The 24,677-nt window shown below is 54.1% G+C and carries 20 protein-coding genes, 7 pseudogenes and 1 riboswitch; of the genes and pseudogenes, 15 read left to right on the plus strand and 12 right to left on the minus strand.

Annotated features, from left to right (window positions below; translation table 11 throughout):
• Positions 1-170 precede the first annotated feature (170 nt).
• Positions 171-1,181: a transglutaminase-like domain-containing protein gene (locus JCM15764_RS10415; RefSeq protein ID WP_243688736.1), complete on the plus strand. Its 1,011-nt coding sequence runs from the start codon at positions 171-173 to the stop codon at positions 1,179-1,181.
• 461 nt (positions 1,182-1,642) lie between these two features.
• Here the strand turns inward: JCM15764_RS10415 and JCM15764_RS10420 are convergent, their stop codons facing one another.
• The 6 genes and pseudogenes from JCM15764_RS10420 to JCM15764_RS29555 form a co-directional block, all read right to left on the minus strand.
• Positions 1,643-2,626, minus strand: coding sequence for an MFS transporter (locus tag JCM15764_RS10420; protein WP_279384368.1), 984 nt, complete (start codon positions 2,624-2,626; stop codon positions 1,643-1,645).
• On the minus strand, positions 2,584-3,033 hold the full coding sequence (locus JCM15764_RS26485; RefSeq protein WP_279384369.1) for an MFS transporter: 450 nt from the start codon (positions 3,031-3,033) through the stop codon (positions 2,584-2,586). The genes JCM15764_RS10420 and JCM15764_RS26485 overlap by 43 nt, the downstream gene beginning before the upstream one ends.
• Positions 3,034-3,155: 122 nt before the next feature.
• Positions 3,156-3,536, minus strand: a complete 381-nt coding sequence (locus JCM15764_RS10425) for a desulfoferrodoxin (RefSeq protein ID WP_054695381.1) — start codon at positions 3,534-3,536, stop codon at positions 3,156-3,158.
• A 122-nt stretch (positions 3,537-3,658) separates the two neighbouring features.
• Positions 3,659-5,046, minus strand: a pseudogene (locus tag JCM15764_RS10430) (TatD family hydrolase).
• Between the two features lie 150 nt (positions 5,047-5,196).
• Complete coding sequence (wrbA, locus tag JCM15764_RS29550; protein WP_439645279.1) at positions 5,197-5,553, minus strand: NAD(P)H:quinone oxidoreductase; 357 nt, start codon at positions 5,551-5,553, stop codon at positions 5,197-5,199.
• Complete coding sequence (locus JCM15764_RS29555) at positions 5,505-5,813, minus strand: NADPH-dependent FMN reductase family protein (RefSeq protein WP_439645280.1); 309 nt, start codon at positions 5,811-5,813, stop codon at positions 5,505-5,507. Before JCM15764_RS29555 ends, wrbA begins: the two co-directional genes overlap by 49 nt.
• A gap of 204 nt (positions 5,814-6,017) precedes the next feature.
• Between JCM15764_RS29555 and dnaE the strand changes: the two are divergent.
• The 6 genes and pseudogenes from dnaE (at position 6,018) to JCM15764_RS29565 (ending at position 12,501) form a co-directional block, all read left to right on the plus strand.
• A pseudogene (gene dnaE / locus JCM15764_RS10440) lies at positions 6,018-9,479 on the plus strand (DNA polymerase III subunit alpha).
• A 59-nt stretch (positions 9,480-9,538) separates the two neighbouring features.
• Positions 9,539-10,494 (plus strand): annotated as a pseudogene (locus JCM15764_RS10445) (acetyl-CoA carboxylase carboxyltransferase subunit alpha).
• 85 nt (positions 10,495-10,579) lie between these two features.
• Positions 10,580-11,002, plus strand: a complete 423-nt coding sequence (locus JCM15764_RS10450) for a nucleotidyltransferase substrate binding protein (protein ID WP_054695385.1) — start codon at positions 10,580-10,582, stop codon at positions 11,000-11,002.
• Positions 10,995-11,315, plus strand: a complete 321-nt coding sequence (locus tag JCM15764_RS10455) for a nucleotidyltransferase domain-containing protein (RefSeq protein ID WP_054695388.1) — start codon at positions 10,995-10,997, stop codon at positions 11,313-11,315. The genes JCM15764_RS10450 and JCM15764_RS10455 overlap by 8 nt, the downstream gene beginning before the upstream one ends.
• Positions 11,316-11,329: 14 nt before the next feature.
• Entirely contained in the window at positions 11,330-11,773 is a 444-nt protein-coding gene (locus JCM15764_RS29560) for a pseudouridine synthase (RefSeq protein ID WP_305048674.1), read from the plus strand.
• The gene (locus tag JCM15764_RS29565; protein WP_305048676.1) at positions 11,719-12,501 is read left to right on the plus strand and encodes a pyrimidine dimer DNA glycosylase/endonuclease V; all 783 of its coding nucleotides are present in this window, start codon (positions 11,719-11,721) and stop codon (positions 12,499-12,501) included. Before JCM15764_RS29560 ends, JCM15764_RS29565 begins: the two co-directional genes overlap by 55 nt.
• A gap of 57 nt (positions 12,502-12,558) precedes the next feature.
• On the opposite strand, the pseudogene lepB reads toward JCM15764_RS29565, so the two are convergent.
• The 5 genes and pseudogenes from lepB to rsmD form a co-directional block, all read right to left on the minus strand.
• Positions 12,559-13,217, minus strand: a pseudogene (lepB, locus tag JCM15764_RS10470) (signal peptidase I).
• 44 nt (positions 13,218-13,261) lie between these two features.
• Positions 13,262-15,058, minus strand: a pseudogene (gene lepA / locus JCM15764_RS10475) (translation elongation factor 4).
• Positions 15,059-15,160: 102 nt separating this feature from the next.
• Complete coding sequence (locus JCM15764_RS10480; protein WP_012648356.1) at positions 15,161-15,355, minus strand: DUF1858 domain-containing protein; 195 nt, start codon at positions 15,353-15,355, stop codon at positions 15,161-15,163.
• 33 nt (positions 15,356-15,388) lie between these two features.
• Positions 15,389-15,873 (minus strand): annotated as a pseudogene (coaD, locus tag JCM15764_RS10485) (pantetheine-phosphate adenylyltransferase).
• A gap of 9 nt (positions 15,874-15,882) precedes the next feature.
• On the minus strand, positions 15,883-16,446 hold the full coding sequence (gene rsmD, locus JCM15764_RS10490) for a 16S rRNA (guanine(966)-N(2))-methyltransferase RsmD (RefSeq protein ID WP_054695391.1): 564 nt from the start codon (positions 16,444-16,446) through the stop codon (positions 15,883-15,885).
• 178 nt (positions 16,447-16,624) lie between these two features.
• Between rsmD and JCM15764_RS10495 the strand changes: the two genes are divergently transcribed.
• Both JCM15764_RS10495 and JCM15764_RS10500 read left to right on the plus strand, forming a co-directional pair.
• A complete protein-coding gene (locus tag JCM15764_RS10495) occupies positions 16,625-17,776 on the plus strand; it encodes a deoxyguanosinetriphosphate triphosphohydrolase (protein ID WP_054695393.1) in 1,152 nt (383 codons plus the stop codon).
• A 115-nt stretch (positions 17,777-17,891) separates the two neighbouring features.
• A riboswitch (cyclic di-GMP riboswitch) is annotated at positions 17,892-17,968 on the plus strand.
• Positions 17,969-18,038: 70 nt separating this feature from the next.
• A complete protein-coding gene (locus tag JCM15764_RS10500; protein WP_054695395.1) occupies positions 18,039-18,608 on the plus strand; it encodes a YXWGXW repeat-containing protein in 570 nt (189 codons plus the stop codon).
• A gap of 64 nt (positions 18,609-18,672) precedes the next feature.
• Here the strand turns inward: JCM15764_RS10500 and yhbY are convergent, their stop codons facing one another.
• Positions 18,673-18,993 carry a ribosome assembly RNA-binding protein YhbY gene (yhbY, locus tag JCM15764_RS10505; protein ID WP_054695399.1) on the minus strand — a complete coding sequence of 107 codons (321 nt, stop codon included), beginning with the start codon at positions 18,991-18,993 and terminating at the stop codon, positions 18,673-18,675.
• 442 nt (positions 18,994-19,435) lie between these two features.
• On the opposite strand from yhbY, the pseudogene JCM15764_RS10510 reads away from it, so the two are divergent.
• The 6 genes and pseudogenes from JCM15764_RS10510 to JCM15764_RS10530 all read left to right on the plus strand — a co-directional run bounded on the left by JCM15764_RS10510 (position 19,436) and on the right by JCM15764_RS10530 (position 24,626).
• A pseudogene (locus JCM15764_RS10510) lies at positions 19,436-20,866 on the plus strand (glutamate synthase-related protein).
• A 93-nt stretch (positions 20,867-20,959) separates the two neighbouring features.
• A complete protein-coding gene (locus JCM15764_RS10515; protein WP_054695401.1) occupies positions 20,960-21,409 on the plus strand; it encodes a 4Fe-4S dicluster domain-containing protein in 450 nt (149 codons plus the stop codon).
• Positions 21,406-22,683: an NAD(P)/FAD-dependent oxidoreductase gene (locus JCM15764_RS10520; RefSeq protein ID WP_054695403.1), complete on the plus strand. Its 1,278-nt coding sequence runs from the start codon at positions 21,406-21,408 to the stop codon at positions 22,681-22,683. The genes JCM15764_RS10515 and JCM15764_RS10520 overlap by 4 nt, the downstream gene beginning before the upstream one ends.
• A 17-nt stretch (positions 22,684-22,700) precedes the next feature.
• Complete coding sequence (locus tag JCM15764_RS10525) at positions 22,701-23,477, plus strand: class II glutamine amidotransferase domain-containing protein (RefSeq protein WP_243688737.1); 777 nt, start codon at positions 22,701-22,703, stop codon at positions 23,475-23,477.
• Positions 23,444-23,806, plus strand: a complete 363-nt coding sequence (locus JCM15764_RS29570; protein WP_243688738.1) for a class II glutamine amidotransferase domain-containing protein — start codon at positions 23,444-23,446, stop codon at positions 23,804-23,806. Before JCM15764_RS10525 ends, JCM15764_RS29570 begins: the two co-directional genes overlap by 34 nt.
• 73 nt (positions 23,807-23,879) lie before the next feature.
• On the plus strand, positions 23,880-24,626 hold the full coding sequence (locus JCM15764_RS10530; RefSeq protein WP_054695407.1) for a GltB/FmdC/FwdC-like GXGXG domain-containing protein: 747 nt from the start codon (positions 23,880-23,882) through the stop codon (positions 24,624-24,626).
• Positions 24,627-24,677 lie beyond the last annotated feature (51 nt).

Below are 24,677 nucleotides of genomic sequence, written 5' to 3' on the forward strand. Positions count from 1 at the left end.
GGGTGAAGGGTGAAGGGTGAAGGGTGAAGGGTGAAGGAATGTGCAAAAACGACTTCAACTGACGTCCCCTTATCCGGCCTGCGGCCACCTTCTCCCAGGGAGAAGGGAAGGACTGATGATTTGTGCCGAGCAGTCTAGGAAAAACGATAAAAAAAGGGAAGGAGTAATAAATGAATAAGTTGTTGATGCTGTTGGTTGTTTCCTGTCTTCTTAGTGCCGCTCCTTGCTTGGCAAAGAGCCGTGGCGGTGTCGTCACGGTGGAGGTGGATCTTTCCGCGCAGGAGCCGGGTAAGGAGGCAAGACTCTGGCTCCCCTATGCCGTTTCCGATGCGGAGCAGCAGATTTCCCATGTGAAGGTTTCCGGCGACTATGCCTCCTCTGCCGTGTATACGGACCGGGTCAACGGTACCCCGATTCTCTATGCCCAATGGGACAAAAATGCTGCGGGTCGTAAGCTGGTCTATTCCTTCACCGTGGAAAGGGAGGAATCGGTGCGCCGCAGTTTTCCTGCAAAGGAGTCGTCGTGGAGCCCAGACGATTACCGACAATATCTTACTGCTACCAGCCTCGGACCGGTCGATGGGGAAGTGAAGAAAGTTGCTGAAATGATCACCAAAGGGAAAACAACAGTGCTGGAGAAGGCCAAGGCGATCTATGACTGGACCTGCGAGAACACCTGGCGAGACCCTGAAACCCGCGGCTGCGGCAAGGGGGATGTCTGTGCCCTGCTCAAGAAGCCCGGCGGTAAATGCACCGATATATCTTCGGTCTTTGTCGCCCTTGCCAGGGCGGCCGGGGTTCCGGCCCGCGAGATCTTCGGCATCAGGCTGGGCAAAAAGGCAGAAGAGGATATAACGGGTTGGCAGCACTGCTGGGCCGAGTTCTATCTGCCCGGTTACGGCTGGGTTCCCGTGGACCCGGCAGACGTGCGCAAGGCGATGCTGGTGGAAAAGCTGAAGCCAAAGGATGTCAGGACACGGGAGCTGCATGACTACTTCTGGGGAGGGATCGACCAATATCGGGTGAAACTTGCCTTCGGGCGCGATCTGGTTCTTAATCCTGCCCAAACCGGTGCGCCGCTTAATACCTTCGGCTATCCCTATGCTGAGGTTGGTGGCAAAGTGATAGACTGGCTGGAGCCGACAACCTTTAGTTACAGAATAACCTACCGGGAGAAGTAGCCTGCCTCAGGCTGGATAAAGGCAGCGAAAAGCCGCGTCTGTCCTGGATGCGGCTTTTTTTTACGGGATATTGTCATCTGAAGAGCGGCTCTGAAGGAAAGCAGGGCAGAGAAAGGTTATCTCTCCTGCCTAAAAAAGAGGCAGAACGTTAAATTCATATAAAATTTCGCTGAAATTCACCAGCTCGTACACCTTTTTCCACAAAGTTATCCACAGATTCTGTGGATTACAGGCGCATCCAGCAGGCTTTTAGCCGTAAAAGCCAGAAAGTTTTCCACTTTTTTTATTTCCCCAAAAAAACGACAATTAATTGACGGCCACTCAGTGGGGGAAGTATTTATTTTCACGATGGAATCACTTTGGTTGACTCTTGATGTCAAAAAACAGACAAACATTTTCGGTAATGTTGACGCTGTCTGGGGTGTGGTTCCCGGGTTAAGCACACTAGGAGTCTGTCGGACTTAGGAATGAATCTGCTGCGAGAATAGCAGAACGGTCCATATTCCCGGAAATTTTCGACCAATAGGTCCACTATTCGTCTTCAAATTTCCGTAAATCTGTCCTCGACCTGCTATCCTCTCGCTACGATCCCCTAAGTCAGACAGACTCCTAGCGCCTGCCGCCTGCCATGCGCTCGCTTTCCGGACAACGGCGCAACATGTACATGAAGATGGGGCCGGTGACGGCGCCAGGCCTGCAGTTGCAAATGCGACTCCCCAGTCGGCATCTATTCCGGGCCAGGGTTGCCAGCCGTGGCACAGGTCAAGAGCCCAGCCGAAGACGGTTGGCGAGATCATTCCCAGGGAATAACCAACCAGGGATTGAAGTCCCATGGCAGCACCCATATAGCCGGGCGCCACCAGTTCCGTCAGTCCAGCCGAAAAAACCGGTGATTCGGCAACTATCAAATAGCCATAGACAATGCCGACGGCAAAGGTGATGTAGGGATTGGCATTTACCAGCCAGCCGAAGGCGAAGGAGAACATGGCGCTGCCGCACATGACGATGAAAATGGTTCTGGTCCTGCCCAGGATATCGGACAGGGTGCCGGTAATGGCGGTGGAAAAGGTGCCGATGCCGATAATAACCGCCGCTGCAGTGGCCGCCCAGCCGGTGGCGATTCCTTTGGCTATGCCGTGACCTACCAGTGCGGCGGTGAAAAAAGGCGCCAGCCAGCTTCTCATGCCGTACATCTCCCACATGTGGGAGCCATAGCCCAATATCATAAGGAATGCCGGCTTGTTGCGGAGTACTTCGCCCCGGAAACCGTGTTCGGGAGTAGCATGCACCATGGGGCGGTAGCCCTTGAAAACGATGAGGGACAAGGCTGCACCGCAGTAGACACCTATGGAGCAGACGATGAATGCCCATCTCCAGCCGGCCAGGGAGGTGACGGCGCCGGTCACTGCAAGGGAAAGGGAGGCGCCGAGAACCAGCGATCCCACATAGATGCCGACTGCCTTTCCCCGCTTGCCGGTAGCAAATTTTCCGCCACCAGTTTCAAGCCGGGCATGTAGGTTCCCCCCATGCCTATGCCGGTCAAGCCCCGGAACACCAAGGCAGAGAGATAATCGTGGGCGTAAAAGGCAAAGAGCAGGTTGGCTGTGCCTGACCACAGGGCCGAGAAAATGAAGATGTGCTTGGTGTTCAGCCGATCGGTAAGGGTGGAGAGTATGACTCCTGAAGCAATGTATCCCAGCTGGTAGACGGAAAATATGGAACCGGCTTTGGTGTTGTTCATCTCCCATTCTTGCTTCAAGAGCGGAAGAACTGCCGAATAATTTATGAAAGCCAGCATGATGAATATCTGGGCCAGGCAGAGGGTCAAAAGCCAGCGGGTCTTTTGGTTCATGGTAACCTTTTTAGAGTAAGGAACTCAGTTCAGGCGGGCATTATAGCTGGCCAGCCTTTTTTTAGCCAGAATAAAAAAGCCTGCCGAGGGGCAGGCTTTGGTCTGAAAGCTGCGGTCAGAGGCTATTCGTTGGTTGCCCACTGGCCGTGAAGAGAGCAGTATTCTCTAACGACAACCTTGCCGCTTGCTGCCGGGAAAACTGCCTGGGGGGCGTCGCCCGGCTTCAGTTCCTGGCGGAATATTCGGCCATCGGCAACCACTTCGATCCATTCAATAAAATGCTGCTCCTCCATGGGATGGGGGACGCTGCCGACTTTGACAGTGATGCCGCCGGCATTCTTTTCCACCACCGGCAGATGTTTTTCCCGTGAAGCGTCCACCGTGTTCTCCACCTGCAGCGCCATGGGACTGCCGCAGCAGACCAGTTCACCCGCTCCGGCATGAAAGACCTCGATTATGTTTCCACAGCTTTGACATTTGTAGATTTCCAGTTTTTTACTCATGTGTGTTACCCTCCTTCATTTAAATTAAGACGACCATTTCGGTCTTTTTTATCTTATAGCAGATAGTCTGAAGATTGCAACCTGCATCATTAAATTATTGCCCCATTGCTATGGGTAAAGACTCAGCCGACTTCCGCAAATTCCCGCTCCCGGAACTCAACACGCAGCGATTGGGCAAGCTCTCTAACCTGATCGATATCAAGTCCCGGCACCGTGACAGCGCTGGCTACAACTTGCGGTATGTATTTGGGGGCTTCCCGGAGAAAATCGCAGACCCCGTGGAAACCGGCTTCGCCGAAGGGGGTGTGGCAGAGCCGATCATAGGTCTCGGCGTCGGCGGCGTTGAGGCTTACGGAGACGCAGTCGATGAGGCCTTCCAGCTCCGGCAGAATGTTTCTGCCGTAAACCAGGTTGGCCTGGCCATCGGTATTTATCCTGGTCCTGATCCCCTGTTTCTTCAGCTCAGCAGCGATCTCCTTGATCAGGTCAAGGCGCAGGAGCGGTTCCCCATAGCCGCAGAAGACTACTTCCTCATAGCCGTGGTGCTCGGATATCGCCGCCATCACCTCGCTGAATCCCGGCTCGTGGTCCAAAAGCAGGTAGTGCCCCTTGACGGTGAAATCTTCGAACTTGGCGCAGAATGAGCAACGATTGGAGCAGCGATTGGTGATGTTCAGATAGAGGGAATGCCTGATGCGGTAGGCAATGCGGGCATTCTGGTCCTTGGCGCCGATCTTGAAAAGGTTGCGCACATTGTGAGTTGTTATCCGGCTCACATCCTCCACCGACAATCCTTTGATTTCGGCTACCCTGCTGCGGTGATACTCACGTAAGCCGGTTCATTGCGTTTGCCCCGATGGGGGACAGGGGTCAGGTAAGGGCAGTCGGTTTCGACCAGCATCTTTTCGATCTTCGTACCCTGTACAACCTGGCGCAGGTTTTCGTTGGACGGATAGGTGACGGTGCCCGGTATGGAAATGTGGAAACCCAGGTCGATGCACCGGCTGGCCATCTGCAGGTCACCGGAAAAGCAGTGGAAGACACCTCCCACAGCACCGGCATCCTCTTCCATGACAATGGCCATTACCCGGTCATGGGCGTCCCGGTCGTGGATTATGACCGGCAGCGATACCTCCCTGGCCAGCCGGATGAAACGGCGGAAGACCTCTTCCTGCAGGTGGCGGGGCGACCTGTCCCGGTAGAAATCCAGGCCGATTTCGCCGATGGCCACAACCTTTGTGCAGCTGTTGACCATATGGCGAATGTCTTCATAGCATTTTTCCGTCACTGTCGCTGCATCGTGGGGGTGGATGCCCACGGCACAATAGAGGTTTTCATGCCTGGTCGCCAGTTCACAGGCTGCCCTGCTTGTCGCCACATCGGTCCCGACGACGATGATCTCACCGACACCGGCTTCTTCCGCCCTTTTCAGCATATCAGCAAAATCGTCTTTAAATTCAGGCCCATAGATGTGGGCATGTGAGTCGATCAAGGTATTGTAAGGCGTCATTATGCATTCCCTTCAGTTTTGATTAGGGAGGCAGGATAGCACCGGCAGCCGTTGCATGCAAATTTTTCCCATGGAGAGTCGGCAATGGTGGGGCAGGAAAGTTGGGGAGAGAGCTGGCCGAAACGGTACCAACCCTCTGAGATCATATATTCAGCGGGCCATCACCAGCTTATAGGCGATGGATGCCACATGCTTCCCCTGATAGCGGGCAGCCGCAAGTTCGTTCTCGGTCGGCTGCCGCTCCCCTTGGGTGCCGGCAACGGTGGATGCGCCGTAGGGTGACCCCCCGGTGATCTCGTCATTGCGCATTTGACCCTGAAATGCATAGGGGAGGCCGACTATGACCATGCCGTGATGGAGCAAGGTAGTATGAAAGCTGAGAATGGTTGATTCCTGCCCTCCATGCTGGGTGTTGGAACTGGCAAAGACGCTCCCCACTTTGCCGATCAGTGATCCCTTTACCCAAAGACCGCCGGTTGCGTCCAGGAACTGCGCATCTGGCCACACATGTTGCCGAAACGTGTCGGTGAACCGAAAATTACGGCGTCGGCCTCTGCCAGCTCGTCAACAGTGCAGATGGGAATATGGGACATGCTCCGTTGCGCTTCCACCGCTCCCATCTTCTCAAGTACATCATGGGGAAGCGTTTCCGGAACTCGGCGGAGCACTACTTCCGCCCCGACTACTTCCTTTGCCCCTTCAACCATTGCCTCTGCCATACGATGTATGTGGCCATACATGGAATAATAAACTACCAGTACTTTCATGCAGTTACCTCCTGTCGAAAAGTGCAGACGATGAATAGTGCAAATACTCTATCACGTATTGCCATGTGCGCAAGGGAAGGCGGTTTTGCCCCGTTGGCTTGTTGACACCCCAGCTGTTGTTATGTAATAATAAGCGAAATTTTTTAGTTTGACTAAAAGGGAGCCATGAGCAGGACCGGCTCCCATAGTTGTATTTAAGGACCCATGAGCCAGCCGGATTTCGTACATCTTCATCTGCATACCCAGTATTCGCTGCTGGACGGCGCCATTCGCCTCGGTGACCTGATCAAGAAGGTCAAGGCTACGAAATGCCTGCCGTGGCCATTACGGACCACGGCAACATGTTCGGCGCCATCGAGTTCTATACCAAGTGCAAGGACAAGGGGATCAAGCCGATCATCGGCAGCGAGGTCTATATCGCTCCCGGCTCCCGGTTCAGCAAGGAGAGCGGTAATGGCCACGAATCCACCTCCAGTTACCATCTGATCCTGCTCTGCCAGAACCTGCAGGGGTATAAAAACCTTTCCTGCTGGTTTCCGCCGGATACAAGGAGGGTTTTTACTACAAGCCCCGCATCGACAAAGAGATACTGGCTGAGCACAGCGAAGGATTGATAGCACTTTCCGCCTGCCTCAAGGGGGAAGTCGCATATCAGTGCGGCCGTAACCGCATGGAAGAAGCCGTAGCCACTGCCCGCTGGTATTCCGAGCTTTTCCCCGGTCGCTACTATATCGAGCTCCAGGAAAATACGCTTCCAGAGCAGGATGTGGCTAATAAGCGCCTGCTGGAAGTGGCCTCGGAACTTTCGCTGCCGCTGGTTGCCACCAACGACTGTCATTACCTTAACCGCGAGGATGCAAAGGCCCACGAGGTTTTGCTCTGCATCCAGACCGGCAAGACGATGAACGATCCGAACCACATGCACTTTTCGGCAGAGGAGTTCTACTTCAAGTCTCCCCAGGAGATGGCGGCTGCCTTCCATTATGCGCCTGAGGCCATTGCCAACACGGTGCGCATTGCCGAGAGCTGCGACTTTGAGCTTGACTTCAAGACCTACCATTTTCCCCAATATATCAAGCCGGCTGATAAGACCCTGGATGATGTCCTGGAAGAACAGGCCTATGAAGCTCAAGGACCGACTGGTGGCGGTGCGGGCCAAATATCCGGACCTGACGGCGGAGCAGGAAAAAGGTTATTACGACCGGCTGCGCATCGAGCTTGACTGCATCAAGCAGATGGGCTTTCCAGGTTATTTCCTCATCGTTGCCGACTTCATCAACTGGGCCAAGGACCACGGCATTCCCGTCGCCCGGGCCGCGGTTCGCAGCCGGTTCGCTGGTTGCCTACTCGATTCGCATCACCGATCTGGACCCGATCCCCTACAATCTGCTCTTCGAGCGGTTCCTCAATCCGGAACGTATCTCAATGCCTGATATCGACGTGGATTTCTGCCAGGATCGCCGCGAGGAGGTGATCCAGTACGTCACCGAGAAGTATGGCCGGGACAAGGTCTGCCAGATCATCACCTTTGGTACCATGGCGGCCCGGGGTGTGCTCCGCGATGTGGGACGGGCGCTGGACATGAGCTATGGTGATGTGGACCGCATAGCCAAGCTGGTGCCGGAGGTGCTGGGCATTACCCTGGAAAAGGCCCTGCAGCAGGAGCCCAAACTGAACGAGCTGGCTGGGGCCGATCCTCGTATCAAGGAGCTCCTGGATGTGGCCCTCTGCCTGGAGGGATTGGCACGGCATGCTTCAACCCATGCCGCCGGTGTCGTGGTGGCGCCTGACGTGCTGGAGGCCTTCTGCCCGGTCTACAAGGACCAGAAGAACGGATCGATTACCACCCAGTACTCCATGAAGTACGTGGAAAAGATCGGTCTGGTAAAGTTCGACTTTTTAGGCCTCAAGAACCTGACAGTCATCCACAATGCGGTGAAGCTGATCCGCGCCGGGAAGAACGCCGATTTCGACATCACTGTCCTGCGCGATGATGATGAAGAGACCTACAAACTGCTCCAGTCCGGCAACACCACCGGCGTATTCCAGCTGGAATCCTCCGGCATGCAGGGCCTGTTGGTCAAGCTGAAGCCATCCTGCTTCGAGGACATCATCGCCGTCTGCGCCCTTTACCGTCCCGGCCCCCTGGGCAGCGGCATGGTCGACGACTTCATCGACCGCAAGCATGGCCGCAAAAAGGTCGTCTACGACCTGCCGCAACTGGAGCCGATCCTCAAGGACACCTACGGCGTTATCGTTTACCAGGAACAGGTCATGCAGATCTCCCGCGTCCTGGCCGGCTATTCACTCGGCCAGGCCGACCTCCTGCGCCGCGCCATGGGCAAGAAAGACCCGGAGGTCATGGCCAAGGAGAAGATCCCGTTTCTGGACGGAGCTGAAAAGCAGGGGATCGACGGGAAAAAGGCGGAGGCCATCTTCGACCTGATGGCTAAATTTGCCGAATATGGATTCAACAAGTCCCATTCCGCCGCTTACGCCCTGGTTGCCTATCAGACCGCCTATCTCAAGACCCATTACCCGGTGGAGTTCATGGCCGCGCTCCTCACCGAGGACATGGGCAGCACCGACAAGGTCATCAAGAACATCAGTGACTGCCGGGACATGGGGATCGAAGTGCTTCCGCCGGACATCAACGCCTCCGATCTCTCCTTCCGCGTCCTGGGAAATTCCATCCGCTTTGGTCTGGGGGCGGTGAAGAACGTGGGGGAATCTGCCATCGAGCGATCATTGATGCCAGGAAAACAGGACCCTTCGCCGATATTTTCGATTTCTGCGAGAGGGTGGACCTGCGCAAGGTCAACAAACGGGTGGTTGAATCATTGATCAAATGCGGCGCCTTCGATTCCACCGGCGCCAATCGCGCTCCGCTCATGGCGGTACTTGAGGACGCCATGTCCCTGGGGCAGAAAATTCAACAGGAAAGGGACAGTGCCCAGGTTTCGCTGTTTGGAGTAGAAGAGATCGCCAGGGGCAACGGTAACGGCAAGGGAAGCCTGCCCGATCTGCGAGTGGGATGACAAGTTTCTCCTCAACCAGGAAAAGGAAGCCCTGGGTTTTTACATAACCGGGCATCCACTTGATCGCTATTCTGCCCAGATCAGGCGTTTTGCCTCCGTCCACACCTCCGACTTTGCCGAGATCAAGGACAAGACCGAGGTCAAGATCTGCGGCATCGTCGTGGCCAAGAAGGAGTTCATCACCAAGAAAGGTGATCGAATGGCCTTCGTCACCCTGGAAGACCTGCACGGCTCGGTGGAGGTGGTGGTGCTGGCAAAGGTCTACAGTCGGGTTGCCGAGTGTCTCGCCGGCGATGACCCCATCCTCGTCAGCGGCACGGTGGAAGTGGGCGAGAAAAATATCAAGGTCATTGCCAGCGATGTGGTGCTACTCAGGGAACTGACCGAGCGTGAGACGCGACGGGTTCATGTGACGGTGCAGTCAGGTATTGCCCGTGAACAGCTTGAATCCCTCAAGGGTATCATCAAACGCTATCCTGGTTCCTGCAGATCCTATCTGCATATCGTCATTCCCGAACAATCCAGGACCACCATCAACCTCCCCGATGCCTACATGCTTTCCGCCTCTGAAGAATTATCGCTGGAAGTAAAGAATCTGCTGGGTTATAATGCCGTCTCTTTCGAGTAGCCCGGTGGTTCATCAATGTCTGGTTCAAATTCAGTGCAATCTAAAGGAGACCCGAATAAATGGCGACACAGACCTATCTGGAGTTTGAAAAACCGCTGGCAGACCTGGAGCGCAAGATTCAAGAGCTGCACGAACTATCAAACGATACTCTGGATCTGAAGACCGAGATCAGCAAGTTGGAGAAAAAGGCAGAGCAGGTACAGGCTGATATTTATTCCAATCTCAGCCGCTGGCAGACCGCCAGGTAGCTCGCCACATCAATCGCCCATTTACCCTTGATTACCTTGAGCTTATCTTTACCGAGTTCAACGAGCTGCATGGGGATCGCAACTTCGGGGATGATCATGCCATAGTCGGTGGCCTGGCAAGGCTCGACGGCGAACCGGTGATGGTTATCGGCCATCAGAAAGGGCGCGATACCAAGGAAAAGGTTTTCCGCAACTTCGGCATGCCTAACCCTGAGGGCTACCGCAAGGCGCTGCGTCTCATGGAAATGGCCGAGAGGTTCAAGCTGCCCATCATCACCTTTGTTGACACACCGGGTGCTTTTCCGGGCATTGGTGCAGAAGAGCGGGGACAGGCCGAAGCCATCGCCCGCAACCTGCGGGAGATGTCACGCCTGACAGTGCCTATCATTGTAGTCATCACCGGCGAGGGTGGCTCGGGGGGAGCGCTGGCCATAGCGGTGGGCGATCGGATACTGATGCTGGAGCATTCGGTTTATGCGGTTATCTCCCCTGAAGGATGCGCCGCCATTCTCTGGTCCGACGGCACCAAGGGTGAGCAGGCAGCCGAGGCGCTGAAACTGACGGCCAAGGATATCAAGGCGCTGGAGGTCATCGACGAGATCGTCGAGGAACCCCTGGGAGGTGCCCATCGGGACCATGAGACAATGGCCGAAAACCTGCACCAGGCCCTGGCCAGGAACCTGAAAGAGCTGCGCAAGATTCCCGCCGAGCAGCTCATCGAAGAGCGTTACCAGAAATTCAGAAAAATGTCGCGCTTTGTTGAGTAAGCAGCAGATGAAGTAGCGAGGCGGGAGGATCTCCCGCCTTTTGTTTTTGGTAGGAGCTTTCTACTTATGACGGGGGAAGGGTTTCATGGAAAGAGATGACATTCGCTGGCAGCAACGGTTTGTCAACTACAACAAAGCTCTGGCTCAACTAAAGAAATTCGTGGACAAGGGTGATTTGAACGAGCTTGAAGAGCAGGGGGTTATTCAGGCCTTTGAGTATACATATGAATTGGGTTGGAATGTGATTCGGGACTATTTACGCGAGCAGGGCAATCGGAGTATTCATGGGTCGCGTGATGCCATTCGTGAGGCGTTTGCCCTTGAGTTGATCATTGACGGAGAAGGCTGGATGGATATGCTGAAGGACCGCAACCTTACGGTTCACACCTACAACGAAGATACCGCCCGCACCATAGCGGAGAATGTGATCTCCCGATACTTCGAACTGTTCAAGGCATTACAGTATACCATGCAACAGATAGCCGACCGGAGCAATGGGAATGAATGACATGCGCTTCGGGCTCAAGGAAAGCACAATTGATCGGTTAAACCATGTTTTCGCCGCTTATCCGCAGATAAAACAGGTCATCATCTACGGGTCACGCGCCAAAGGTAATTATCGCATTGGCTCGGATATCGATCTGACTATGGTTGGCGATGACCTTACCCATTCTCAACTGTTGCGCATTGCTAACGAGTTGGACGATTTATTGCTTCCCTATAAGATAGACCTTTCCTTGTTGCGGCAAATCGGCAATCCCGATCTGGTCGAGCACATCAAGCGGGTTGGCAAGGTGTTTTACGAAAGAGCAGGCAATTAAGAAGGAATTTTTACATGCAGGAACGCTTACAGAAAATACTTTCCCAGGCCGGCATAGCCTCCCGCCGGGAGGCTGAAAAAATCATTACCGCCGGTCGCGTGGCCGTTAACGGACAAGTCGTAACCGAGTTGGGTTCCAAGGCAGATGCCGAATCAGATCGGATTACTTTGGACGGCAAGCCTATCAGGCAGGAGTCCCGCAAGCGTTATCTCCTCCTTTACAAGCCGGTCGGCTACATGACCACCATGAAAGATCCGGAAGGGCGACCCATTGTCACCGACCTGCTCAAGGATGTGAAGGAGCGGGTCTATCCGGTGGGGCGGCTCGATTACAATACGGAAGGGCTGCTGCTCCTGACCAATGACGGAGCTTGGCAAACAGGCTTGCACACCCAAGCCACGAGGTGGATAAGGGCTATCTGGTGCGGATCAGGGGACAGGCGAGCCCATCGCAACTGAAGCATCTGCAGATGGGGGTAGAGCTGGAAGACGGCATGACCGCGCCGGCGCAGGTCTCACTGGTGCGGGAAAGCGACCATAACTGCTGGATCTCCATTACCATCCACGAGGGTCGTTACCGCCAGGTGCGCCGCATGTGCGAGGCGGTGGGGCTGACCGTGGTCAGGCTGAAACGTTCACGTTACGGTTTCCTGGAGATAGGGGAACTCAAGCCTGGTCAGTACCGGGAATTGAGTTCAACAGAGGTTGAGCGCTGCAGCAGGGAGAGCGGAAGTAGATACGAGGATCTGATTGTGCGCCTCTGGACCCTGCATCCCAAATACCTGGACCAGAAGGGACTGGTTGCCCTGTGGCGGGAAGCGCTGCTGGCCCAGGCCGTTCTCAGGGGGCAGACGCGGGGGTATGTCCACCATCCCCAGTTGATCCGCTTTCGCGAGACCGCTGTCCCGGAGGCATCCATCGCCGCCTATCTGCAGGAGGTTTACCGGGAGGCACTCAAGCGGGGCTATGCGTTCGATCGGAACAAGATCGGACCGACCGATGGAGCTGAACCTCTTGCGGCAACCTCAGGACAGCTGGAGTACGAATGGGGCCATTTGCGGGAGAAACTTCGGGCTCGCTCTCCCTCGTGGCTGGATAATCTAGAGTCCTTTTCTTTCCCCGACCCCCATCCCCTGTTTCGCATTGTCCCTGGCCCGGTAGCGGACTGGGAACATGTGAGACCATAAAAAAATCCCGTTACACCTTGCTCGGTGAACGGGATTTTTTATTGACTGACAGCGGTTCTAATCGATCAGCTTGCCGATGCTTCTCCAGCGTACGCCGAAATTTTCCTTGTCCCAGGACCAGTACTTGATGAAGGCGAGCCCTTTGATCTGGTCGTTCCTGACGAATTTCCAGAAGCGGCTGTCGTAGGAACGGTCCCGGTTATCTCCCATTACAAAATAGGCATTGGTCGGCACGGTAATCAGATCGGTGTTATCCCGGGGATTCTGTTCTTTTGGGATAACGTCCTTCTCCTTGTGGACTTCGTGGGGGTTTTCGTACAGCTTGCCGTTGACGTAGACCTTCTTGTTGATCACCTGAACCGTATCCCCTGGGGTGCCAATGACCCTTTTTATGAAATCCTTGCTGGGGTCTTCGGGATATTCGAAGACAATGACATCGCCACGCCGGGGATCCCTGATCTTCAGCAATCTTGTAGTGGTAAAAGGAATTTGGGTACCGTAAATGAACTTGCTGACCAGGATATGATCGCCGATGGCAGGGTATCTTCCATGGAACCGGAAGGGATCTTGAAGGCCTGGACGATAAAGGTACGGATAATAAGTGCCAGAATAACGGCAATAATTATGGACTCGGCATATTCCCGAACAATGTGTTTTTTCTTGACCTGCGGCTCTGGTTTCACCGATTCCGATGTCATGTTCTTGTAATCTTCCATGGATTATCCTTTGTCTGTATCAGAGATTGAGGGCTTTATCCTCTTCATCCTTCTACTTTGAGGATGGCGAGAAATGCCTCCTGGGGCAGTTCCACATTGCCGACGTTCTTCATGCGCTTCTTGCCTTCCTTCTGCTTTTCCAGAAGTTTCCGTTTTCGGGTGATGTCGCCGCCGTAGCATTTGGCAAGGACGTCCTTGCGCAGGGCTTTGACGGTTTCCCTGGCTATTACCTTATTGCCGATGGCTGCCTGGATGGCAATTTCGAACATCTGCCGGGGGATCAGCTCCTTCATTTTCGACACCAGATCGCGCCCGCGGTAATAGGCCTTTTCCTTGTGGATGATCAGCGACAGGGCATCTACCACCTCCCCGTTGATCATGATGTTGAGCCGCTCCAGGTTGCTGCGCCGGTAGTCCAGGTGCTCGTAATCCAAAGAGGCGTAGCCTTTGGTAATGGATTTCAGTCGGTCGTAGAAATCCAGCACCACTTCGTTCAACGGCAGTTCATAGACAATCATCACCCTGGTTGGTGTCAGGTATTTAATCTCTCGCTGCACGCCGCGTTTTTCCTCGCACAGGGCCAGGATGCCACCGACAAATTCGTTGGGCACATGGATGGAGGCGAGGATGAATGGCTCTTCCACGAACTCAATTTCCTGGGTCGGGGGGAGCTGGTTGGCGCTCTCGATGGTGATAATCGATCCATCAAGCCGGTGAACCTTGTAAACGACGGTGGGGGCGGTGGTGATCAGGTCAAGGTTGAACTCCCGCTCCAGGCGCTCCTGTATGATCTCCATGTGCAGAAGGCCGAGAAAACCACAGCGGAAGCCGAAGCCAAGGGCAAGGGACGTTTCCGGCTCGTAGGAAAAGGACGAATCGTTCAGTTTCAGCTTGGCCAGTGCATCGCGCAACTGCTCATACTGGGAGGTGTCGATGGGATACAGCCCCGAAAAGACCATCGGCTGCACTTCCTTGAATCCGGACAGGGGCGCGTCACAGGGGTTGTGCAGATTGGTGATGGTGTCACCGACCTTGGCGTCCTGCACGTCCTTGATGCCGGCGATAACGAAGCCGACCTCGCCTGCGGAAAGGCTTGCCACTTCGCACATGGCGGGGGAAAAGACACCCACCTTGAGAACTTCGTAGTTACGGCGGTTGGACATGAGCTGAATCTTGTCCCCTTTCTTGACGGAGCCGTCAAGGATGCGGACAAGGACTATTACCCCCTGGTACTGGTCGTACATGAGTCGAAAAGAAGCGCCTTGAGGGGTTTTGCAGCATCACCCTTGGGGGGCGGAATTTTATTGACAATTTCCTCGAGAATTTCCCTGGTGCCGATGCCTTCCTTGGCGCTGGCGAGAACGGCGTCATGGGCATCGAGACCTATGATATCCTCTATTTCCTGCTTGACCCGTTCCGGCTCGGCGGCAGGAAGGTCGATCTTGTTCAAAACCGGGAAAACATCCAGATCGTTTTCCAGGGCCAGGTAGACATTGGCCAGTGTCTGGGCCTCTACCCCCTGTGATGCATCAACTACCAGCAGAGCGCCTTCGCAGGCGGACAGGGAGCGGGAAACTTCATAGGTGAAGTCCACGTGTCCCGGGGTGTCGATGAGGTTCAGTATGTATTGCCTGCCGTCATTGGCCAGGTAGTTCAACCTGACGGCCTGGGCCTTGATGGTGATGCCCCGCTCACGTTCCAGGTCCATTTTGTCCAGAACCTGGTTCTGCATTTCCCGCTCGGTCAGAGCGCCCGTATATTCGAGAAGCCGGTCGGCAAGTCGATTTGCCGTGATCTATGTGTGCAATGATGGAGAAGTTGCGTATGTTATCCAGTACCATATTACCCTTTTATTACCTGTAGTTGAACAAGTAACAATATATAACTATACCTTGAATGTAAAGGGATTTCTGAGGTTTTGCCAGGAGGGGAAAGGGGTGAGATCAGGGAGCTATTTTTTCATTCAGTTCATGAAGAAGTTTGTCCACATCCACCTTATGTACCGAGGCGCCATGCTCCACTGCCTCAAAATCGGCTATCTGGCAGTCATGGCAATCGAGTCCGTACCGCTCGAAGATGGTGATGGTTTGGGGATACCGCCGGATAATGTCACCAATGGTCATGTCCTTGTTGATCATGGTCGCTCCTTGTGCCATCTTCGGCAAATTATTTCAGCGATTGAACTTCGCATCCAGAGCCTTTTTGACCGCAGGGGGAACAAGGCCTTCTATGGGTCCGTTGAGGGAGCTGACTTCTTTGACTATGGATGATGAGAGGTAGCTATAGGGTACGGAGGTCATCATGAACAGTGTCTCGATGTCTTGGGTGATGCTTCTGTTCATCTGGCCAGCTGGAATTCGTATTCGAAATCCGATACCGCCCGCAACCCGCGGATGATCACCGTTGCCCCCTGATCGCGCACGTAGTCCACCAGAAGGCCGGTAAAGGTGTCGACTTCTGCCCGTTCACTGTCGCCCAATACCTCCTTGATCAAGGCAATGCGCTCATCTGTGGGAAACAGGGAGTTCTTCTCCGAATTCTTAGCCACAGCGACGATGATTTTGTCGAAGATCCTCAGTCCACGTTCGATGATATCCAGATGGCCGTAGGTAATGGGATCGAAGGACCCGGGATAGACAGCTATTTTCAGGGGCATGTTAATCCTCTAGCTTGATTTTTTAAGAAAAGCCAAGACGGTGTCTCCGTAGACCCTTCTGTCGAACTGCTGCAACTGACCAAAACCGGCAGGAATATCTTCCTGCACCGAAAACTCCGCGACTACTATAGTATCATTGGTAGCAAGCAAAGAGTGTGATAAAAATTCAAGAACTTTCTCCGTGTGTCCCTTGCGGTATGGTGGATCAAGAAAAATGAGACCAAATCCGTCCCCCTGTCTTTCCAGAAGCCTCAGGGCTACCAGTGCTTCTTCGACCAGGAGGCGGGATTTTTCCGCAAAACCCAGCATCTGCAGGTTTTTCCCAATCATGGCTGCAGACTGGCGGTGATTGTCGATGAAGACGGCATAAGCGCCGCCCCGGCTGAGCATTTCAATGCCAAGGCTGCCGGTTCCGGCAAAGATGTCCAAGGTCCTGACGGCTGACAGGTCGTCCATAAGGTTGGTCAGAATGTTGAACAGGGATTCTTTTACCCGGTCGGCAGTAGGCCTTACCCGCATGTCTTTGGGCGAAGCCAGTTTACGCCCTTTTGCCGAACCGCTTATGATGCGCAATTGCCAGTTTCTCCATGAACCTGATCTTTTTTGCCAAGCTCGATTCATATGCTATTATAGAACAGCATTTTTGAAAAGGTTAAAAACCTACCATGAAGGGGTGGGCTCGTCAAGGAGAAGTTTGTTGTTGACACCTTCCTGACCTGATACTAAAGAGTACTTAATTGGAGGAATATGCATGTCAGAAGCTGCAACTGTTATGGAAAGACCTGACCTGGCCGGCTATGCGGCAAAAAGTTCGCTCTCGCGCGGGCGCAGGTACCCGGAGGAGTTGCGCGACGACCGCCCTGCCTTCGAGCGTGACCGGGACAGGATCATCCATTGTGCTGCATTCAGGCGTCTGGAATACAAGACCCAGGTATTCGTCAATCACGAAGGGGACTACTATCGTACCAGGCTCACCCATTCTCTTGAGGTGGCACAGATCGCAAAGGGCATAGCTCGCAGGCTCAAACTGAACGAGGAACTGACGGAGGCCCTGGCCCTGGCACATGATCTGGGTCATACCCCCTTTGGCCATACCGGAGAAGAAGTTCTGAACCGCCTGATGAAGGGCTTTGGCGGTTTCGAACATAATCTGCAGTCACTCCGGGTGGTGGACGAACTGGAGGAAAGGTACCCGGAATTCAACGGCCTGAACCTGTCCTGGGAGGTTCGAGAAGGGATTATCAAGCATTCTTCTCCCTATGACAGGCCTGAAGGTGGCATTGCCGAATTTCTGCCGGGGATCGTTCCGACTGTAGAAGCCCAGCTGATGAATTTTGCCGACGAGATCGCCTATAACAATCATGATATTGACGACGGACTCAAATCCGGATACATAACCCTGGAGCAACTGGAGAGTGTGGATCTGTGGCGTGAGGTCCGGCAGAACATAGCCGCTCAGTATCCGGGCATTGATCCCGACAGGCAGAAGTGTCAGACCATAAGTGCCATCATCGGCCTTTTAATCACCGATATCACCGAAACCACCATGGGCAATATCAGGACCAACAACATCAAGGATCTCGACGACCTGCGCCGGGTCAACAGCCAGGTGGTCTGTTTCAGCCCTCAGGTGGCAGAGAAAAACCGACAGCTGAAGAGATTTTTGATGGAAAACCTTTACCATCATTACAAGGTGGAAAGGATGCGGGTAAAGGCAGAGCGATACCTTTCACAGCTGTTCGATGTCTACATTTCCCATCCGACCCTGCTGCCGCGCAAATATCTGGAGAAAATGGAGCGTGAAGAGCGGGAACGGGTGGTCTGCGATTACATTGCCGGCATGACCGACCGCTTTGCCCTGGACGAATACAAGCGGCTCTTCGAACCATATGAAAGGGTGTAGGATACGCCGAGTGATGGCTTAGATCATCTTTTTGGCAGGCGGCAACCTGAAGAGAAATATCTTGACTCATTAGCCTGTGATGGGATAGATTTTTCAACACCAATTCGATTCAGATAGACGATAATACTAAACCACCTGTGAAGGTGGGGCGGAAAGCCTAATGGGTCTCAAGGAGACAGCCGGGTTGCCGAAATATCAATTATAGATATCCGGTCCCGGCTGTTTCTATTTTCAGGTCCGGCAAATTGAAAGGAGATATAGTATGAAGAAACTGCTTTTGATGCCGATGATGGCGGCAATTTTGTCTGCACAGCCTGTTTTGGCAAATGTCGGCTTCGACATGAACATCAACATCGGAAATGGCGGTGGCAGACAGCCGGCAACGGTGGTCGTTCCTTCACCGGCACCCGTTTCCATTGTCGTAGAAGAACCACCCGAGTTCATCATTCCGTCAGCTCTAGGTTTTTATGTGGCAGTGGGCATCCCCTACGACATGTTCTATATCTCCAACACTTACTATGTATACCGCGACAACACCTGGTATCGTTCTCCCCGCTATAACGGACCGTGGGTAGCTACTTCGTATCGCAGGCTTCCTCAGGGACTCCGTCGCCACAAATTTGAAAGAATCCGCTATGTCAGGGATGAAGAGTACCGACGCTACCGTGGGGATGGAGATCATTATCGTGGAAGGCACTTCCGTCCCGACAAGCATGAAATAAAAGAGCGTCGTAAGGAAGAGCGCGAGCGTATGAAGGAAGAGCGCAAGTGGGAAAAGGAAGAACGAAAGTGGGAAAAGCATGAGCGGAAGCATGGGCGGGATGACGATTAACTGACCATCTGCATGACCTGATCAAAAGGGCAGGGAGGCTTTTCTCCTTGCCCTTTTTTGTGTTTTATTTGCGGGAAGGCTTCTTCGCTGCTTTTTCAGACGGAAGTTCTAATGTGGGCTTGTCGGCTTTCTTGTAAAGCAGAAAGGTCCTGCCCAACACCTGAGCAACCTCGGCACCGCATGATCCGGCAAGTTCGGCTGCAGCTTCATATCTGTCCAAAAGGCAACTCTCCAGTATTTTCACCTTGATCAACTCATGTGCGGCAAGGGCTTCCGTTGTTTCCCTGACCAGGGACTCATTAATCTCGCCTTTGCCGATGGTAATGACCGCCTTCAGAGGGTGTCCCAACCCCCTGAGAAATCTCTTCTGTTTTCCTGTCAGCATATCTGTTCCCCGTAAATTATTTTGATCGCTGCGATTAATACCATCTCCGGCTGCCCAAGGCAAATTTATTATGGCAGGTTTGGAGATACGTCGTTCTGGTGCTGCATTTACCGTTCCCTGGGTAAAGTGTAGAAAAAGTAAATTGTTTGTGTAATGTTGTTACTCATATTTATTGGATGATTGCCGAGTTACTGGTAAATTATTAATAGAGTTTTAAGGGTGGGTGCTGCTAAAATCGCTAGTTATGCAGGGTTAGCACGGGTGAATGTGGAGTGGCATGGATCTGGCATATTGGTAGCCGAAACAGCTGTCCCATGTATATCCGCTGTACCTGGTTTCGGGAGGTCAAGGTGCTTTACAAAACTGTCAATGAGTCATTCAACGAATTTGTTATCGACAGGAGCGATGCCAAGTGCATTCGCTGCAAGGTCTGTGTCCGTCAATGCTCCTATGGGTCCATTCGTATGTGGATCAAGACAATGTCCTGATCGAGGATAATACCAGCTGTATCGGCTGTCGCCGCTGCTCGGCCCTCTGTCCGACCGGCGCCATCACCATCCGGTCCAACGAGGAAGTTTTCAAGAAAAACGAGTCCTGGTCCACAGCCCATATCCGCAATCTGTATGCCCAGGCCGACACCGGCGGCATTCTCCTTGCCGCATGGGCAATCCGGCCAAATATCCCATTTATTGATCATATGCTGCTGGACGCATCGCAGGTTACCAATCCCTCTATCGATCCATTGCGGGAGCCCATGGAGCTGCGCACCTACCTGGGAAAAAAGCCCCATTCCATAGAAGTTGTTCAGGACAAGAAGACGGGCAAGCCGACGCTGAAGACCAAGCTCTCACCCCAGCTCAAGCTTGAATATCCTTTTATTTTCTCTGCCATGAGCTATGGCGCCTTGAATCTCAATGCGCACCGGGCCATGCTGCCGCCGCCCAGGAATTGGGGACCATCTATAACACCGGCGAAGGCGGTCTGCACAAGGACCTGTACAAGTATGGCAAGAATGTCATCGTCCAGGTTGCTTCCGGGCGTTTCGGTGTCAGCGAGCAATACCTGAATGCCGGTGTGGGGATCGAGATCAAGGTGGGGCAGGGCGCCAAACCTGGTATCGGCGGTCATCTGCCGGAGAAAAAGTCAATGACCAGATCTCCGAGACCCGCATGATCCCCATGGGCTCCGACGCCATCTCACCGGCGCCGCACCATGATATATATTCAATAGAGGACCTGCGCCAGCTGATCTTTGCCCTGAAAGAGGCGACCAATTACGAGAAGCCTGTTTCCGTGAAAATCGCTGCCGTTCATCACGTGGCGGCCATTGCTTCCGGCATAGCCCGGGCCGGTGCCGACATCATTACCATCGATGTTTCCGCGGGGGTACAGGTGCAGCACCCCAGGTTATACGTGACAATGTGGGCATTCCCATGGAGCTGGCCCTGGCCGCTGTCGATTCCCGGTTGCGCGACGAGGGGATCAGGAACCAGGTCTCCATCGTTGTCGGTGGCGGGGTAAGGAACTCGGGCGACGCCATCAAGGCCATCGCTCTTGGTGCCGATGCCATCAACCTGGGGACCTCGACACTGCTCGCCATGGGCTGTACCCTTTGCCAGCGCTGTTACACCGGCAAGTGTCCCTGGGGGATCACCACCAACGACCCCTATCTTGCCAAACGCCTCAATCCGGAAGTCGGCGCCGAAAAGCTCGTCAACCTGGTTCACGCCTGGGGTCATGAGATGAAGGAGATCTTGGGTGGTATGGGCCTGAACGCCCTGGAGTCCCTGCGTGGCAACCGCTACAAGCTGCGGGCTGTCGGCCTTTCCGAAAAAGATATGAATTTGTTAGGCGTTATGCCGGCAGGGGAATGATCTGGTAGGGGCGGCCCCATGTGGCCGCCCTGATGCCGGGCACCCACACGGGGGTGCCCCTACAAAATCAATAAAGAACAGGTACGCCACATTATGAAACGAATCTATAGCATCGAAGACGCCTGTATCGGTTGCCATCTCTGCGAGGTGGCCTGCATTACCGAGCACTCAAAATCGAAAGATCCCATCAAGGCTTTTCTCCATGAGCCTGAGCGTCCCATCGCGCGCTGTACGGTGGAGGAAATTGACAGCGGAGTGGTGTCGTTTTCCACAAACTGCCGCCACTGTGACGAGCCCGATTGTCTCAGGGCCTGCATCTCCGGCGCCATTCAGAAACTGGATGACGGCAGGGTGTTCATGGATACGGACAAATGTGTCGGCTGCTGGTCCTGTGTCATGGCCTGTCCTTATGGAGCGGTTCAGCGGAACCTGAACAAAAAGAAGGGCAATAAATGTGATCTTTGCCCCGATCGGCAGAGCCCGGCCTGTGTTGACGCATGCCCCAACCGGGCCCTCGTTTACAAGGAGGGGAACCAGAAATGAACTACGTCATCATCGGCAATTCGGTTGCCGCAGTCGGCGCTATCAGAGGCATCCGCAATCATGACGCCAATGGAACAATAACGGTGCTCTCCAGGGAAAATCGCATTGCTTATGGCCGACCACTGATTTCTTACCTCCTTGGCGGCACCATAACCGACAAAAAAATGGCCTACCTGCCGGAGGATTTCTATGAAAAGAACCAGGTAAACCTCAGGCTAGGCGCTGAAGTCGTGGCGGTCGATCATAGCAAAAAACAGGTGAAGCTTGCTGGCGGCGAGACTATTTCCTTCGACAAACTCCTCATTGCCACCGGCGGCGATCCCTTCGTCCCTCCCATTGACGGGCTTCAGGGCAAAGAAAAAATCTTTACCTTTACCACCTGGGACGATGCGGCAAAGCTCAAGGCGCTTTCCTATGATATCCGGCGTGTTGTCGTCATTGGTGGCGGACTTATCGGCCTCAAGGCCGCCGAAGGGCTTTACCAGCTGGATAAGAAGGTAACCATAGTCGAACTGGCCGATCGCATCCTCTCAGCAGCCTTTGACCGTACCGCCGGCCGCATTGTGGCGAAGAAGATGAAGGCCAACGGCATCGATGTAATCACTGAGGATACGGTGGTGAAAATCGAGGGGGAGGGGAGGGAGATCACCGGCGTTACCCTTAAATCCGGCGACTTCATTCCCTGCGATACGGTTATCGTCGCCATCGGCGTTCGTCCAGCCGCCTCATTCCTCAAGGGGAGCGGCATCGAAGTAAATCGGGGCGTAGTTGTCGACGACCGTATGGAGACTTCGGTTAAGGGTATTTTTGCCGCGGGCGACGTTGCTGAAGCTAGTGATTTCTTTTCAAAAAGCAAGAACCCCATGCCCATCTGGCCCGATGCATACATTCAGGGGGACGTGGCCGGCGCTGCCATGACCGGTAGTGAAAAGGGGTATGTGGGCGGACTGGCCATGAACTCCATCGAGCTGTTCAAGGTGCCGACCATCTCCATGGGCATCACCAATCCCCAGGATGAGAAGGAATTCGAGATTCTGACTTATCTTGACCAGGAGAACTACCAGTACCGCAAGATCGTCCTCAAGGACAATATTCTTGTCGGCGCCGTTCTGGTGGGCGCCGTTGATCGGGCCGGCATCTTTGCCGGACTGGTGCGGGAGAAGATCGACGTTGCACCATTCAAGGACAAGCTTCTGGCGGTGGATTTCGGTTTTGCCCACCTGACCAGAGAGATTCGCAGCACCCTGTTTGCGCCGCAAGGGAAAGTAGCCTAACCGGAGGATTACCAAGAATGAAAATGAAACCTACCCATATATTTCAGAAAGATATCTCCAACTGCGGCCTGACCGGCTTCATCTCCAAATCGGGGCAATTGGTGGAAGGGGATGTGATCATCAAGTCCATCGCCCTCATGCATGACCGGGGCAACGGCCTTGGTGGCGGTTTTGCCGCTTACGGCATCTATCCCGACTTCAAGGACTTCTATGCCTTTCACCTCATGTACGAAAGCGGTCTGGCACTGGAGTTGACCGAGGAGTACCTGGAGCAGCACTTTTTCGTCGAGCACCAGGAAGAGATTCCTACCCGGCGTGTTGCCGCCATTGCCAATCCGCCGGTGTTCAAGCGCTATTTCGTCAAGCCGTTGGAGACTGCCGATTACAAAGAGGCCATCGAATTTCAGAACATGACCGTTGAAGATGTCATCGTCGGCCATGTGATGCGTATCAACAACGAGATCGAAGGGGCCTTCGTCGTTTCCTCCGGCAAGAACATGGGGGCATTCAAAGGGGTAGGCTATCCGGAAGAGATCGCCGATTTCTTCCGCCTGGAGGAATACAAGGGCTACATCTGGACCGCCCACAATCGTTTTCCCACCAACACCCCGGGCTGGTGGGGCGGGGCTCACCCCTTTACGCTTTTGGACTGGTCCATCGTCCACAACGGCGAGATTTCCTCCTATGGCATCAACAAGCGTTACCTGGAGATGTACGGTTATCTCTGCACCATGCTCACCGATACCGAGGTTGTCGCTACATGCTCGACCTGCTCATCCGCAAGCACGGCCTGACGCCGGAACTTGCCAGTATGGCCCTGGCCGCCCCTTTCTGGGATATGATCGACCGTATGCCCGAAGAAGACCGCCAACTCCTTACCGCCATTCGCCAGGTATACGGCAGCGGCCTCCTCAATGGTCCCTTTGCCATCCTCTTTGCCAGCAACGAAGGTCTGATCGGCCTCAACGACAGGGTAAAGCTGCGGCCGCTGGTCTGTGCCACCAAGGGCGATTTCGTCTACATGGCTTCTGAAGAGGCGGCCATCCGCGAGATATGCCCCGCTCCCGATTACGTCTGGTCCCCCCGCGGCGGCGAACCGGTGGTGGCAAAGCTGAATATTTAAAGTTCCAAGTTCGGAGTTCGAAGTTCGATGTTACCTTGAACCCCGAACCTCGAACTTTTTTAAGGAGTCAGAAATGAAGATCGACGCGAACGGCGTATATTATCGAGATCTGAACACCAAGATCCGCGAAGCGGTTGCTGCAGGGGCCGACAAGCTGCAGTTGGACAACGTCAATGGCCAGTATTTCATCGGCGACGGCATCAATAAGCCGGTGACCATCACCATCAACGGCGTTCCCGGCAATGACCTGGGGGCTTTCATGAATGGGGCGACCATCGTCGTCAAGGACAATGCCCAGGATAACATCGGCAACACCATGAATGCCGGCCGGGTAATTGTCCATGGTCATGCAGGCGACGTTCTCGGCTACGGCATGCGTGGCGGTCGCATTCATATTTTGAAGGATGTGGGTTACCGGGTCGGTATCCACATGAAATCCTACCATGAGAATAAGCCGGTCCTGATCGCCGGCGGCAAAGCAGGAGACTTCTTCGGAGAGTACATGGCCGGCGGCGTGCTGATTCTGCTCGGCATGTTCACCGACAGCCCCGACAAGGCCAAGCATGGCTTCCGTTTCGGCACCGGTATGCATGGTGGCGTCATTTTCGTCAGGGGTGGCGTGGACGAAAGCAAACTCTCACCGGAGGTGGGCGTTTTCGACCTGACCGCCAAGGACAAGAAGGAGCTGGAAGGGTATCTCAAGGAATACAGCGCCGATTTCAAGCTGGACCTGAAGGAACTCATGAAGGAAAAATTCGTCAAGGTGCTGCCGAAGAGCAAGCGCCCCTACGGCAACATGTACTGTCCCATGCCCAGATAGTCTTACCCAACAAGCATAATTTCCAAAAAGCCGCTTTTGTCACCATAGTCG

It is taken from the genome of Geotalea toluenoxydans JCM 15764 (assembly GCF_001311985.1).
Lineage (GTDB): Bacteria > Desulfobacterota > Desulfuromonadia > Geobacterales > Geobacteraceae > Geotalea > Geotalea toluenoxydans.

Coding starts and splice junctions, on each gene's coding strand:
- JCM15764_RS10525 (WP_243688737.1), top strand. CDS start 22,701: ATGAAAATGAAACCTACCCATATATTTCAGAAAGATATCTCCAACTGC.
- JCM15764_RS10500 (WP_054695395.1), top strand. CDS start 18,039: ATGAAGAAACTGCTTTTGATGCCGATGATGGCGGCAATTTTGTCTGCA.
- JCM15764_RS26485 (WP_279384369.1), bottom strand. CDS start 3,033: ATGAACCAAAAGACCCGCTGGCTTTTGACCCTCTGCCTGGCCCAGATA.
- JCM15764_RS29570 (WP_243688738.1), top strand. CDS start 23,444: ATGCTCGACCTGCTCATCCGCAAGCACGGCCTGACGCCGGAACTTGCC.
- JCM15764_RS29560 (WP_305048674.1), top strand. CDS start 11,330: ATGCAGGAACGCTTACAGAAAATACTTTCCCAGGCCGGCATAGCCTCC.
- JCM15764_RS10415 (WP_243688736.1), top strand. CDS start 171: ATGAATAAGTTGTTGATGCTGTTGGTTGTTTCCTGTCTTCTTAGTGCC.
- JCM15764_RS10520 (WP_054695403.1), top strand. CDS start 21,406: ATGAACTACGTCATCATCGGCAATTCGGTTGCCGCAGTCGGCGCTATC.
- JCM15764_RS10450 (WP_054695385.1), top strand. CDS start 10,580: ATGGAAAGAGATGACATTCGCTGGCAGCAACGGTTTGTCAACTACAAC.
- JCM15764_RS10425 (WP_054695381.1), bottom strand. CDS start 3,536: ATGAGTAAAAAACTGGAAATCTACAAATGTCAAAGCTGTGGAAACATA.
- JCM15764_RS10480 (WP_012648356.1), bottom strand. CDS start 15,355: ATGATCAACAAGGACATGACCATTGGTGACATTATCCGGCGGTATCCC.
- yhbY (WP_054695399.1), bottom strand. CDS start 18,993: ATGCTGACAGGAAAACAGAAGAGATTTCTCAGGGGGTTGGGACACCCT.
- JCM15764_RS29555 (WP_439645280.1), bottom strand. CDS start 5,813: ATGAAAGTACTGGTAGTTTATTATTCCATGTATGGCCACATACATCGT.
- JCM15764_RS10455 (WP_054695388.1), top strand. CDS start 10,995: ATGAATGACATGCGCTTCGGGCTCAAGGAAAGCACAATTGATCGGTTA.
- JCM15764_RS10515 (WP_054695401.1), top strand. CDS start 20,960: ATGAAACGAATCTATAGCATCGAAGACGCCTGTATCGGTTGCCATCTC.
- JCM15764_RS10530 (WP_054695407.1), top strand. CDS start 23,880: ATGAAGATCGACGCGAACGGCGTATATTATCGAGATCTGAACACCAAG.
- JCM15764_RS10495 (WP_054695393.1), top strand. CDS start 16,625: ATGTCAGAAGCTGCAACTGTTATGGAAAGACCTGACCTGGCCGGCTAT.